This window comes from Janthinobacterium sp. PSPC1-1 (assembly GCF_049897625.1).
Lineage (GTDB): Bacteria > Pseudomonadota > Gammaproteobacteria > Burkholderiales > Burkholderiaceae_D > Janthinobacterium > Janthinobacterium tructae.
In genome coordinates this window covers 513,716-526,246 of record NZ_JAFCWP010000003.1, presented here as the reverse complement: position 1 = coordinate 526,246, position 12,531 = coordinate 513,716, and the positions used below count along the sequence as shown (strand labels likewise).

General features: G+C 60.7%; 10 protein-coding genes. 6 read left to right on the top strand and 4 right to left on the bottom strand.

The genetic code is table 11. The features are described from left to right. Window positions 1-9: 9 nt before the first annotated feature. The 3 genes from ACP7EG_RS13455 to ACP7EG_RS13445 form a co-directional block, all read right to left on the bottom strand. Window positions 10-1,332 carry an aminopeptidase P N-terminal domain-containing protein gene (locus ACP7EG_RS13455; RefSeq protein WP_426088063.1) on the bottom strand — a complete coding sequence of 441 codons (1,323 nt, stop codon included), beginning with the start codon at window positions 1,330-1,332 and terminating at the stop codon, window positions 10-12. Beyond that, a complete protein-coding gene (gene murU / locus ACP7EG_RS13450) occupies window positions 1,332-2,051 on the bottom strand; it encodes an N-acetylmuramate alpha-1-phosphate uridylyltransferase MurU (RefSeq protein WP_426087988.1) in 720 nt (239 codons plus the stop codon). Before murU ends, ACP7EG_RS13455 begins: the two co-directional genes overlap by 1 nt. Window positions 2,052-2,248: 197 nt before the next feature. Beyond that, window positions 2,249-3,316 carry an aminoglycoside phosphotransferase family protein gene (locus tag ACP7EG_RS13445; protein WP_426087987.1) on the bottom strand — a complete coding sequence of 356 codons (1,068 nt, stop codon included), beginning with the start codon at window positions 3,314-3,316 and terminating at the stop codon, window positions 2,249-2,251. A 99-nt stretch (window positions 3,317-3,415) separates the two neighbouring features. Here ACP7EG_RS13445 and ACP7EG_RS13440 point away from each other — a divergent pair, with 99 nt between their 5' ends. The 4 genes from ACP7EG_RS13440 (at window position 3,416) to rsmA (ending at window position 9,103) form a co-directional block, all read left to right on the top strand. Then, window positions 3,416-5,662, top strand: a complete 2,247-nt coding sequence (locus ACP7EG_RS13440; protein ID WP_426087986.1) for an LPS-assembly protein LptD — start codon at window positions 3,416-3,418, stop codon at window positions 5,660-5,662. Between the two features lie 103 nt (window positions 5,663-5,765). Further along, window positions 5,766-7,160, top strand: a complete 1,395-nt coding sequence (locus ACP7EG_RS13435) for a peptidylprolyl isomerase (protein ID WP_426087985.1) — start codon at window positions 5,766-5,768, stop codon at window positions 7,158-7,160. 19 nt (window positions 7,161-7,179) lie between these two features. Beyond that, window positions 7,180-8,235: a 4-hydroxythreonine-4-phosphate dehydrogenase PdxA gene (gene pdxA, locus ACP7EG_RS13430; protein ID WP_426087984.1), complete on the top strand. Its 1,056-nt coding sequence runs from the start codon at window positions 7,180-7,182 to the stop codon at window positions 8,233-8,235. Between the two features lie 88 nt (window positions 8,236-8,323). Next, complete coding sequence (rsmA, locus tag ACP7EG_RS13425; RefSeq protein ID WP_426087983.1) at window positions 8,324-9,103, top strand: 16S rRNA (adenine(1518)-N(6)/adenine(1519)-N(6))-dimethyltransferase RsmA; 780 nt, start codon at window positions 8,324-8,326, stop codon at window positions 9,101-9,103. Window positions 9,104-9,189: 86 nt separating this feature from the next. Here rsmA and ACP7EG_RS13420 read toward each other — a convergent pair whose 3' ends face one another. Further along, complete coding sequence (locus tag ACP7EG_RS13420; protein WP_426087982.1) at window positions 9,190-10,107, bottom strand: LysR family transcriptional regulator; 918 nt, start codon at window positions 10,105-10,107, stop codon at window positions 9,190-9,192. 227 nt (window positions 10,108-10,334) lie between these two features. On the opposite strand from ACP7EG_RS13420, the gene ACP7EG_RS13415 reads away from it, so the two are divergent. Together ACP7EG_RS13415 and ACP7EG_RS13410 are read left to right on the top strand one after the other, a co-directional pair. Continuing rightward, the gene (locus tag ACP7EG_RS13415; protein WP_426087981.1) at window positions 10,335-11,450 is read left to right on the top strand and encodes a porin; all 1,116 of its coding nucleotides are present in this window, start codon (window positions 10,335-10,337) and stop codon (window positions 11,448-11,450) included. Between the two features lie 57 nt (window positions 11,451-11,507). Then, entirely contained in the window at window positions 11,508-12,530 is a 1,023-nt protein-coding gene (locus ACP7EG_RS13410; RefSeq protein WP_332861809.1) for an ABC transporter substrate-binding protein, read from the top strand. Window position 12,531 lies beyond the last annotated feature (1 nt).

Sequence of the window (12,531 nt, the reverse complement as noted above, 5' to 3'; positions counted from 1 at the left end):
GCGGCGGCGTTAATCCTGTGACATCAGTTGTTCGATTTCAGCGACGCTCTTGGGCGCCGTGCTGAAGACTTCATGGCCTTGCGGCGTGACCAGCACATCGTCTTCGATGCGGATGCCGGTATGCCAGAACTGCTCCGGCACACCCGCGCCGGGGCGCACATAGATGCCCGGTTCCACCGTCAGCAGCATGCCCGGTGCCAAAGCGCGCCATGGCTTGCCGGGCGCGCCCGTGTCGCGGTAGGTGCCCACGTCGTGCACGTCCATGCCCAGCCAGTGGCTGGTGCCGTGCATGTAGAAGGGCATATACGCCTTGTCGGCGACGACGTCCTGCGCACTGCCGCTTTTTTGCCGGTCCAGCAAGTTCAAATCCAGCATGCCCTGCGCCAGCACCTGCACGGCCGCCTCGTGGATGGCGCTGTGCGGCAAGCCGGGGCGCACCATGTCCAGCGCTGCCTGCTGCGCGGCCAGCACCAGTTCATACAGCGCCCGCTGCGGGCCGCTGAAGCGGCCGTTGACAGGATACGTGCGCGTGATGTCGGACGCGTAGCCATCGAGTTCGCAGCCGGCGTCAATCAGCACCAGTTCGCCGTCCTGTAATACCGCGTTGTTGGCGCTGTAATGCAGGATGCAGGCGTTGTCGCCGCCGGCCACGATGGAGGAATACGCGGGAAACTGCGCGCCGCTGCGGCGAAATTCGTACAGCAGCTCCGCTTCCAGCGCGTATTCGTGCATGCCGGGCCGCGTGGCGCGCATGGCGCGCACGTGGGCCGCGCTGGAAATGGCGGCCGCGCGGCGCATCAGCTGTTGTTCCTGTGTGTCTTTCAGCAGGCGCATGGCGTCGAGCATGCCGTTGAGCTCAATGGCCATGGCGGGCGCCGTGACGCCGCTGCGCGCCTTCTTGCGCACACTGTGCAGCCAGACCTTGACCTGTGCATCGAGGCTGCCGCCCAGCGCATAGTAGATGGCGGGGGCGTCGGCCAGCAGGCGCGTCATTTCCACGTCGAATTCCTCGATGGGGAAGGCGCTGTCAAAACCGAAGCTGGCGCGTGCCGCCTCGGGGCCATGGCGGAAACCTTCCCAGATTTCGCGCTCGGTGTTCTTGGCGCGGCAAAACAGGATGGCGCGCGCGGGCGCCGTGGCGCTGGCGGCCACCAGCGCCACGGCGCTGTCGGGTTCCGTGAAACCGCTGAGGTAGTAAAAATAGCTGTCGTGACGATACGGATAATCGCAATCGCTGTTGCGCGGCACTTCGGGCGCCGTGGCGAGGATGGCCACGCTGCCCGGCAGCATCTGCGCCAGCAGCGCCGCGCGCCGTGCCGCGTAATTGGCCATCATGTTGCGCTGGCCCTGGCCGTGATGCCATTGAGCGCGTCGAGCTGCGCCGGCGTACCTACATTGGTCCACTCGCCAGGATAGACTTCGCCGCCCACGCGGCCCTGGTCCGCATAGCTGCGCAGCAGGTCGCCCAGTTTGGCGTGGCTGCCCGGCGTGATGCCGTCGAACATTTCGGGACGGTATACGCCGATATTGGCGAAGGTCCATTTGGTGTCGTCGGTATTGTTGATCGCGAACAAGGTCAGGCCGAAGTCCCCCTGTGGATGGAAGTCGGGATTGGGCACCAGGTAAGTCCAGGCGATGTCGCGCTGGTCGGCCGGGTACGGCGTGCCCAGCACGTCTTTGTCGGCCAGCACGTCGAGTACTTGCTTGAAGTCAAAGTAGGGGCAATAGATGTCGCCGGAAATGGCGAGAAATGGTTCATCGCCCAGCAAGTGGCGCGCCTGGGCGATGCCGCCCGCCGTTTCCAGCGGCGTGCTTTCCGGCGAATACGCGATGCGCGCACCATACGCGCTGCCGTCGCCCAGGGTTTCCTCGATCAGGTGGCCCAGGTGGGAATGGTTGATGACGATGTCCGTGATGCCGGCGCGCACCAGGTTCAGCACATGCCAGACGATCAGCGGGCGGCCGCGCACTTTCAGCAGCGGTTTGGGACAGGTATCGGTAAGCGGACGCATCCGTTCACCGCGGCCTGCGGCAAAGATCATGGCTTTCATGGTGGAACTCGTTTTCTGTGTCGTTCGGTAAAGGTTGCGTGGCGCGAGCCGCACAATAAGTTAATTCTGCAGTCATGACACCGGACAAAACCGTAGCGAGCGGCGATGATTTGTGGCCGAGAAGCGCAACCGTACTCTAGTACGGTGAGCATCGCCGGCCGCAAAGCGCGACGCGCAGTAGGTTTTGGCCGGTGTCATCAGAATGTATAGCCGACTTGTGGGGTCTTGTTTTCCAGGGCGTCCAGCAAACGCACCAGCGGCTTGAGTTCCGTATAGCGGTTGGCTGTCTTGCGCACATAGTCGAGCACGGTCGGCAGGTCGCCCATGTACAGATCCTTGCCGTCGCGGTAATTCAGGCGCGCGAACAGGCCGAGGATTTTCAGGTGGCGCTGCAGGGCCGTGAATTCGAAATCGCGGTAGAAGGCGTCGATGTCGGGATTGACTGGCAAGCCCAGCTGCTTGGCGCGCTGCCAGTAGCGGATCACCCAGTCGAGTACCAGTTCTTCATCCCACTGGATGTAGGCGTCGCGCAGCAGCGAGGCGATGTCATAGGTGACGGGACCGAAAACGGCGTCCTGGAAATCGAGGATGCCGGGATTCGGAATCGAACCATCGTTGATGTGCATCAAATTGCGCGAATGGTAGTCGCGGTGCATGAATACTTGCTGCTGCGACAAGATATTCGCCGTGATCGCTTCGAAGACCTTGTCCAGCTGGGCTTGTTGCACATCCGTCAAGCTGGCGCCCAGATGCTTGCCGATGAACCATTCCGGGAACAGATTCATTTCGCGCAGGATGAAGGCGCGGTCGAATTCGGGCAATACGTCCGGCTGGCTGGCCAGCTGGATTTTCATCAACGATTCCAGCGCTTCGGCGTACAGCACGCTGGCGTTGTCGTGGTTCAGGGCGTCGAGATACGTGGTCGTGCCCAGGTCGGAGAGCAGCAGGAAGCCGTTGTCCAGGTCTTGCGCGATGATCTCGGGCACGGACACGCCGGCACCTTTCAGCAAGCCGGCCACCTTGACGAAGGCGGGCACGTTTTCGCGCTCGGGCGGTGCATCCATGGCAATTAGTGTACTTCCTGGCAATGTTGTATTGCCTGGCAGCATATCGAGACGGTAGTAGCGGCGGAAGCTGGCATCGCTGGAAGCGGGGCGGGCGGAATCAGGCGCGACGAGGTTAAGCGAGGTCAACCAGGCTTTCAACAGGGTCAGGCGAGCGTCGGCCTGGGCCGGCGCGGTGGAGGAATTGGAAGAGAATGACATTAAGCGGCCTGTGGAATCGGGTTGATGATGCAGATTCCCATATAATAAGGGATTCAAATCAAAAAATCGCCTCTCAATGGTGCTTGCCCCTTCCAATTCATGAGCTGGTTTTCGGCCTCCCCCCCTTCGCAGCGCTGGGCTTTCGCCATCAGCGCGCTCGTCGCCGCCACGACGGTGCCTGTCCACGCCCAGAAAGCACCGCGTCCGGTTCATGTGGAAGATCCCGACGCGCCCACCGTCATGACGGCGAACAGCATGAACGGACGACCCGAAAGGGAGATCAATCTCGATAAAAATGTCGTGATTGAGCGCGGAAAAACCACAAAAATGACGGCCGATACAGCTTGTTACAAACAAGTTGAAGATCAGTTCGACGCCGAGGGCCATATCAAGATGTGGCGTTTCGGCGATTACTACACGGGTGACGTCCTGAAGCTGAACATGGAGACCGGCAAGGGTTTCCTGCTCAACCCGACGTACCGCTTCGAAGTGGGTGGCGGCCAGGGCAAGGCCGAGCGCGTCGACTTCATCAACCCCGACGAAGCCACGGTCATCGACGGCACATACAGTACCTGCGAAGGGCCGAATCCGGACTGGTACCTGAAATCGAGCACCTTGAACCTCGATACGGGCCGCGACGTGGGTACCGGCAGCAAGACCATCATCTATTTCAAGGACGTGCCGATCCTGGGCACGCCGGGCATCTCGTTTTCGCTGTCGGGTGCGCGCCGCTCGGGCTGGCTGGCGCCCACGCCGGGCTTTGCCTCGAAAAACGGTTTCGAGCTGCTGATGCCGTATTACCTGAACATCGCGCCGAACCGCGACCTGACGCTGTTCCCGCGCTACATCCAGCGGCGCGGCATCCAGCTCGGTGCGACGGGCCGCTACATGGGCGAGACGGATGCAGGCCTGTACCAGGGCGAAACGTCGTTTGAGTTCTTGCCCAACGACAAGCAGACCAAGACCAACCGCTACATGATCAAGTCCAAGCATGAGCAGGCGCTTGCCAAGGGCTGGAGTTACAGCTGGGATCTGCGCGAGGCGTCCGACAATAATTACCCGAACGATTTTTCGAAAACCGTCGCCACCGCCACCGAGCGCCAGTTGCTGCGCGAATTGCGCACCGATTACCGCACCGAGGACTGGAGCCTGACGGCGCGCGTGCAAAATTACCAGGTGCTGCAGGATCCCGATCCCACGGTGACCGTGCCGCGCCCGTATGACCGCTTGCCGGCGGTGAACTTCCACGCTGGCAAATACGACGTCTGGGGCGGCTTCGACTGGACCTTCGACGCGGAAGCGACGCGCTTCGCCCACCCGACCCTGGTGCAAGGATCGCGCCTCGTCGCCGTGCCGCAAGTGAGTTTCCCCATCATGCGCCCTGGCTACTTCATCACGCCCAAGCTGATGCTCAATGCCAGTGCGTATCAGCTTGATAATGATGCCAGGACCAAGGCGCTGCAGTTCACGACGACCTCGTTTACGCGCGCCGTGCCAACCTTCTCGGTCGACAGCGGTCTGGTGTTTGAACGCGACACGAATCTGTTTGGCGCCAAGGGCGGCACGCAAACCCTGGAGCCGCGCCTGTTCTACGTCTACACGCCGTACCGCGACCAGTCGCAGTTTCCGAAATTCGATACGGCCGACGGCACCTTCAACCTGACGCAGATCTTCACGGAAAACCGTTTTGTTGGCAGTGACCGCATCGGCGACGCCAACCAGGTCACGGCCGCCGTCGTCTCGCGCTTCCTCCAGTCGGACGGCACGGAGCGCATGCGCCTGACCTTCGGCCAGCGTTTCTATTTCGCCGACCAGCGCGTGCAACTCAATTCGACCACGCCCGTCAACCAGTCGCGTTCGGATATCCTGCTGGCGGCAACGGGCCGCGTGTCCGAGACTTGGACCGTCGACAGCCTGGTGCAGTACAATCCCAGCGATCGCCAGTTGATGAACTACAACTACACCTTGCAATATCAGCCTGGTGCCAAGAAAGTATTGAATTTCAGCAATCGTTTCCAGCGTGGAGATGCTGGTTGGCGCAATGCGGAAGTATCGACCCAATGGCCGTTGACGGACCGCCTGTATGGCGTGGGCCGCATCAGTTACTCCTTGAAGAATCGCAGCATGCTGGAAAGCCTGGTCGGTCTGGAATACAAGGGCGACTGCTGGGTGTTCCGCATGGGAGCGCAGCGTTTCGTAACGACGTCCAATACTGTTTCGACGCCGATCTTCTTCCAGCTGGAATTGACGGGCTTGTCGAATGGCCTGGGTCTGGGCACGAATGGCTTGGAAACTTTTACAAAAACCATCCCCGGTTACCAGACACTGAGCCAGCCACTCCGTTAAGATAGGCACCGTTGCCGTCGCTGGTGTCCCCGGCGCTGGCACAAACCGGTTTTTTTATTCACCTGAACTCATGAGCGCTCTACACATTATGCGTAATGCCAGTATGCACCAACTCAAAATTGCAACGGTTTTGTTGTGCGCCATTTCCGGCGCCACGACCAGTAGTGTCTGGGCGCAACAGGCTGCGCCAGCGCCTGCGAGCAAGCCCGCTGCCGCTGCCCCAGCACCGGTCAAGGGCTTCACGCCACCGGCCTCGAGCAGTGGCCAGAGCATCGACTCCATCGCCGTCGTCGTCAATGACGATGTGATCACGCGCAATGAAGTGGCGGCCCGCATCAAGAGCGTCGAGCAGCGCATGAAGGCGCAAAACGTGCCCTTGCCGGATCCCGCCGACCTGCGCCGCCAATTGCTGGAACGCATGATTGTTGAGCGCGCACAAATGCAGCTGGCCAAGGAAATGGGCGTGCGCGTGGATGACCTGACCCTGGACCGCGCGATTGGCCGTATTGCTGAACAGCAAAAGATGACGGTGCAAGAGCTGCGCAATCAGATGGAAAAAGAAGGCACGCCGTTTGCGACCTTCCGCGAAGACATCCGCGATGAAATCATCATGCAGCGCTTGCGTGAGCATGAAGTCGACGCCAAGATCCAGATTTCCGATTCCGAAGTGGATAACTTCCTGGCAGCGGAAAAAGCGGCGGCCAACGAACAGGTCGAGCTGAACCTGGCGCAGATTCTCGTGCGCATTCCGGAAAACTCCAGCCCTGAACAGATCGCCGCGCGCCGCGCGCGCGCCGAAGAAGTCAGCCGCCAGTTGCGCACGGGCGCCGATTTTGCCAAGATGGCTGCCACCTATTCCGACGCCAGCGATGCGCTGAGCGGCGGCGATATCGGCTGGCGCAATAGCGACCGTTTGCCGCCTTTGTTCACGGAACAGTTGATGAAGTTGAAGCCGGGCCAGATCACACCCATCATCAAGAGCAACACCGGTTTCCATATTTTGAAACTGGTGGATCGCCGCAGCGCGGCTGAAGCGCAAGCGGTGGCCGCCGTGCAGCAGACGCATGCACGCCACATCTTGCTGAAAATTACGCCGACCCTGTCGGCTGCCGAAGCCAAGCGCAAACTGGCCGAATTGAAAGAGCGCCTGGACAACAAGGCGGCCAAGTTCGAAGACCTGGCCCGCTTGTTCTCGAATGACGGTTCGGCCGCCAAGGGCGGTGACCTGGGCTGGCTGTATCCAGGCGACACCGTGCCGGAATTTGAAACGGCGATGAATGCGCTGAAACCGGGCGAAGTGAGCGAGCCGATCGAATCGAGCTTTGGCTTCCACCTGATCGAAGTGCTGGAACGCAAGAGCGACGACGTCTCGAAAGAGAAGCAGCGCAGCGCCGCACGCAACGCCTTGCGCGAGCGCAAACTGGAAGAAGCGACGGAAAACTGGGCGCGCGAAGTACGCGACCGTGCCTACGTCGAATTCCGCGCGGACGATCAGTAATGCTGCCGACTATTTGCGCATGAGTAACTTGCCTGTATCACGCCGCCCGGCCATCGCCATTACCTGTGGCGAACCGGCCGGTGTCGGCCCGGAAATCTCCATACGCGCGGCCTGGGCCATGCGCAATGAAGTCAACTGCATCCTGCTGGGCGACGCCGCCTTCCTGGCGCTGACGGCCAGCCTGATCGACCCGGAGATCCGTCTGGCGGCGCTGTCGCTGCAAGCCGTGCGCAACAACGGCCTGCCGCATTTCGGACCCGGCCGCCTGGCCGTGATCGATATTCCGACTGTCAATAATGTCATTCCTGGCGTACTTGACAAGGAAAACGGGCGCTCCGTGCTGGCGACCCTGGACGCGGCCGTGGAAGGTATCGAAGCCGGCTGGTTTGGCGCCATGGTCACGGCGCCCTTGCAAAAGAGTACGATCAACGACGCCGGCGTGGCCTTTTCCGGCCATACGGAATACCTGGCAGAAAAAACCAACACAGCGCAAGTGGTGATGATGCTGGCCGGCGAACCGGGACATGGCGAACCGACCCTGCGCGTGGCGCTGGCCACCACGCATTTGGCATTGAAAGATGTGTCCGCTGCCATCACCCTGGACAGCCTGACCGTCACCCTGGATATCATTCAGACGGACTTGCAACAGAAATTCGGCATCGCCGCGCCGCGCATCCTGGTGACCGGCCTGAACCCGCATGCGGGCGAGGGCGGTTATCTGGGACGCGAGGAAATCGATGTCATCGCCCCGGCGATTGCTGCGGCACAAGCGCGCGGCATCGATGCGCGCGGACCATACCCGGCCGACACCCTGTTCCAGCACAAATACCTGGCCGACGCCGATTGCGTGTTGGCCATGTACCACGACCAGGGCTTGCCCGTGCTGAAATACGCGACCTTCGGGCGCGGCATCAATATCACGCTGGGCTTGCCGCTGATTCGCACCTCGGTCGACCATGGCACGGCGCTGGACCTGGCCGCGCAAGGGCTGGGGCTGGCCGATTGCCACAGCATGGAGCAGGCCCTGCAAACGGCGCTCGACATGCTGCGCGCGAGCACCCCGACCAGAGCGTAGGTCGGGTTAGCCGCAAGGCGTAACCCGATGCCTGCTCAACGATCCCGCCGGCCTGTGCCGGCTTTACCGCATTGATAGAAAACACATTATGAAACACGTTGCCCGCAAACGCTTTGGCCAGAACTTCCTGCATGACCGTTTCGTCCTCAACGACATCACGGCCGCCATCGCGCCGCAAGCGGACGATGCCATGGTCGAGATTGGCCCCGGCCTGGGCGCCATGACGGAGCAGTTGCTGCGCCACCTGAAGCACATGCATGTGGTGGAACTGGACCGCGACCTGATCGTGCGCCTGGAAAAGACCTTCAATCCGGCCAAGCTGACGATCCATTCGGGCGACGCGCTGAAGTTTGATTTCGCGCAAATCCCCGTGCCGGCCGGCCAGAAGTTGCGCATCGTGGGCAATTTGCCGTACAACATTTCCAGCCCCCTGCTGTTCCATCTGGCGGACTTCGCACCGCTGGTGAAAGACCAGCATTTCATGCTGCAAAAGGAAGTCGTCGAACGCATGGTGGCCGAGCCTGGCAGCAAGGCGTTTGGCCGCCTGTCCGTGATGCTGCAATGGCGCTACGACATGACCTTGATGTTCATCGTGCCGCCGACGGCGTTTGATCCGCCGCCGAAGGTGGAATCGGCCATCGTGCGCATGATCCCCGTGGCCGAGCGCCTGGCCTGCGACCAGGCGACCCTGGAAGCGGTCGTCATGAAGGCCTTCTCGCAGCGCCGCAAGGTGATCCGCAACTGCCTGGCCGGCATGTTTACGGAAGAGCAGATCAAGGCGGCCGGCATCGATCCGACCAAGCGTCCGGAGACCGTGGGCCTGGAGCAGTATGTTGCTTTGGCGAATTTGCTCAAAGCACCGCAGTAAGCGCAAGGGCTGGGGTCAGACCCTCTCCACCACCAGCGTCTGAGCAAGCGTTGACGTGAGCGGGGGTCTGACCCCGGCAGTGGCAATCAAAACCACTGGTCGACCTGTTGCAGATCCTTGCGTAACGCGAGGAAGCAATCGTCCACATGATGGTTGCGGCTGATTTCATTGCGCCGCATCAAGGCGATCTTGCGCTTGCACGTAGGCTGGCGCAAGGGCGCCACGTGCAGGTCCTCGTCGTTGAGGAACGTCGTGTACAGGCTGGGCATGATGCCCACGGCGATGCCGGCGCGCACCACGCCATACAGCGACTCGCTGTGGATCATCTGGTACAGGCTCGACGGGCTCAAGCCATGCTGGCGCAGCGCGCTCGAAGCGAACTCCCAGATGCTGCCCTTGGTAAACACGACGATTTCCTGCCCCGCCAATTGCTCCCAGCGCACTTCCTTGAGCGGCGCCAGCGCATGCCGTCCCGCCGTCACCAGCACCAGCTCGTCTTCGAACAGGCCCACGCTTTCCAGCGAGACGGAGCCGGGCACCTCGATGCCCACGCAAAAGTCCAGCTGGCCCGAATGCAGCGCGTGCAACAAGCCATCGTTGGGCATGTCCGACAGGACGATTTCCACTTCATCGCCATGCTGCTCGCTGTAGCGCGCCACCACCATGGCCGTCATCGCCATGGCCGACGGTATTGCACCGATGCGGATGCGGTGCCGGCCGCTGCCGATGGCGCGCTGGATATCGGCAAAAGTGTTGCTCGCCGTATTCAATAAATGCGTGGCGTAGTCGAGCGCCAGTTTTCCCTCGCGCGTCAATTCCAGCTGGTGGGTTGTGCGGTTAAACAACTTTTTTCCCAGCTGATTTTCCAGCAGCTTGATCGAGGCGCTGAGGGCCGGCTGGGTCACGCACAATTCCTGTGCAGCCTTGCTGAAGCTGTTTACCCGGGCTAGCGTGGCAAACGCTTGCAAATGTCGTAAGGAAATCTTCTTGCTCAGTTCATGCATGGGCGTTGCTTATTAGAAAAAGTAATGGATTTATAAAAATAAACAAATTTTCTTATCCCGCAATTTACCATATTCTGGACTGGTCTTTACTTGTCTTGAAAGCAACAATATTCAAGAGAAGCGCCTGGAATGCGGCGCCGGCACGTGCGGCGGCGCGTCAGGCAAGGGACGCATCAATAAAATAATTCCAAAAAAACTCAGGGTGTATTCTTTTTAGGGTGGCGGCGATGAACAAATGGATGACGGGAACGATGGTGGTGGGTGGCTTGCTGGCGGCACAGGGGGCGGCGCAGGCGCAAAGCAGCGTGCAAGTGTATGGCTTGCTGTCGGCCGGTATCGGCTATGTGTCGGATGAGGGTAACGGCAGCCGCACGCATGCGCTGAGCGGCACGAATCAGAATCCCCGCATCGGTTTCCGCGGCCAGGAAGACCTGGGCGACGGCACCAAGGCCATCTTCGTGCTGGAAAACGGTTTTAATGTGATGACGGGCACGGCGTCGCAGAGCGGCCGTTTGTTCGGCCGCCAGTCGTACGTGGGCCTGTCGAGCAATGACAAGGGCACCCTGACCCTGGGGCGCCAGTATGAAGCCGTCAAGGATCTGCTGGGCCCGGTGGTCATCGCCAGTAACGGCGTGCACATCGGCGACAACGACAATGGCTACAACAACCTGCGCGTGCAAAATGCCGTCAAATATGTCAGCCCGAACATCAGCAACCTGTCGTTCACGGGCTTGTACGGTTTCAGCGAGAACCCGGAAGATTCCAACCGCAACCGCGTCTACAGCATGGGCGCCGGCTACAAGGTCGATGCCTTCAGCTGGGCTGTGGCCTACACCAAGATGGATCACCCGAACAGCCCCGATGCGCCGAATGGCGCCATCGGCAACGACTATGGCAGTTCCTTGTTGATCTTCAATAAAAGCGCCGTCAAGGGCGCCGGCGTGGACAGCCAGGCCATCGCCGGCACGGGAGGCTTTTATAATGTGGGCAGGACCAAGTTTGGCGCGCTGTACACCAACGTGCGCTACCACTACCTGGATCAAAGCAATCTGACCCTGCAAAACGTGGATCTGAACGTGAACCACAAGCTGACGGAAGCGCTGAACCTGGGCGCGTCGTATTTCTATACCACCGGGAAATATGACGTGATCAACAAGACGCCGAAATGGCATCAGGTCAACTTCCAGGCCGATTACTTCCTGTCCAAGCGCACCGACGTCGCCGTCACCTGGAGCTACCAGAAAGCGGCCGGCGATGCGACGTTCGCCCGCGTCTTCGGTTTCGGTGCCTCGGGCGGCAAGACGCAAAGTGTCCTGATCGTCGGCATGCGACATTATTTCTGAGTCTGATTCATCTTTACAGGCGCTGTCCCGCAGCGCCGCCCCCTGAAAGGAAGCATCTTGAAAAAGCACCTCATGTTGGCGTTGAGCCTAGGCTTGCTGGCCAACGCCGCCCACGCGGAAAAACGCGAGCTGGTCATTTCGGCCTATCCGATTGCCCAGCCCTTGTTCATGAAGTATGTGTACGAGCCGTTCAAGGCCAAGTGCGGTTGCGATATCAAGGTGGAAACGGGGAATAACGCGGACCGCATCGCCAAGCTGGTGGTGCACGCCAAGAATCCGGTGATCGACCTGGTGCTGCTGTCCGATTCCGGCATGCTGGAAGCGGCGCAAAAGGGCGTCATCCAGCCCATGGATTACTCCAAGCTGAGCAATTACAAAGCCTTGTACGATGTGGCGAAAAACCCCATCGGCGGCAACTACGCCGTCGGCTACACGCTGTACTCGGTGGGCCTGGTGTACCGCAGCGACAAGATCGCCCCGCTGACGTCGTGGAAGGACCTGTGGCGCCCCGAACTGAAGGGCCGCGTGGCCTTCCCCGACGTGAGCACCACGCAGGGCCCGTTGATGCTGCGCATGGCCGATGCGGCCTGGGGCGGCAAGACGGACGACTACGCCACCGGCTTTGCCAAGATCGTCGGCATGAAGGGTAACGTCGTCACGTTCTCGAAGAACAGCGCGCAGCTCGCGGCATTGTTCGCGCAGGATGAAATCTGGGCCGCGCCCGTGGCGCGCTTTACCTGGTCGCAAATGCTCAAGACGGGCCTGCCCCTGAAGTGGAGCATCCCGGCCGAAGGCCAGGCGGCCGGCATGAACGTGATGGGCATCGTCGCCGGCTCGAAGAATGCGGACCTGGCCTACCAGCTGATGGATTTCTGGCTGTCCAAGGAAGTGCAGACGCAACTGGCGACCAACCTGGTCGACTCGCCCGTCAACAAGGACGTGCGCCTGTCGGTGGCGGCCGCGCAATTCAATACCTATGGCGCCGATCAAATCAGCTCGCTGAAGTTCGTCAAGCCGGAAACCATCCTCAAGCAGCGCAGCAACTGGATGACGCAGTGGAACAAGGCCATGAGCAAATAGT

What these genes read in the sequence shown, in the direction of transcription:
- ACP7EG_RS13455 (WP_426088063.1), bottom strand. Translation starts at nt 1,332, where the DNA reads ATGGCCAATTACGCGGCACGGCGCGCGGCGCTGCTGGCGCAGATGCTG.
- murU (WP_426087988.1), bottom strand. Translation starts at nt 2,051, where the DNA reads ATGAAAGCCATGATCTTTGCCGCAGGCCGCGGTGAACGGATGCGTCCG.
- ACP7EG_RS13445 (WP_426087987.1), bottom strand. Translation starts at nt 3,316, where the DNA reads ATGTCATTCTCTTCCAATTCCTCCACCGCGCCGGCCCAGGCCGACGCT.
- ACP7EG_RS13440 (WP_426087986.1), top strand. Translation starts at nt 3,416, where the DNA reads ATGAGCTGGTTTTCGGCCTCCCCCCCTTCGCAGCGCTGGGCTTTCGCC.
- ACP7EG_RS13435 (WP_426087985.1), top strand. Translation starts at nt 5,766, where the DNA reads ATGCACCAACTCAAAATTGCAACGGTTTTGTTGTGCGCCATTTCCGGC.
- pdxA (WP_426087984.1), top strand. Translation starts at nt 7,180, where the DNA reads ATGAGTAACTTGCCTGTATCACGCCGCCCGGCCATCGCCATTACCTGT.
- rsmA (WP_426087983.1), top strand. Translation starts at nt 8,324, where the DNA reads ATGAAACACGTTGCCCGCAAACGCTTTGGCCAGAACTTCCTGCATGAC.
- ACP7EG_RS13420 (WP_426087982.1), bottom strand. Translation starts at nt 10,107, where the DNA reads ATGCATGAACTGAGCAAGAAGATTTCCTTACGACATTTGCAAGCGTTT.
- ACP7EG_RS13415 (WP_426087981.1), top strand. Translation starts at nt 10,335, where the DNA reads ATGAACAAATGGATGACGGGAACGATGGTGGTGGGTGGCTTGCTGGCG.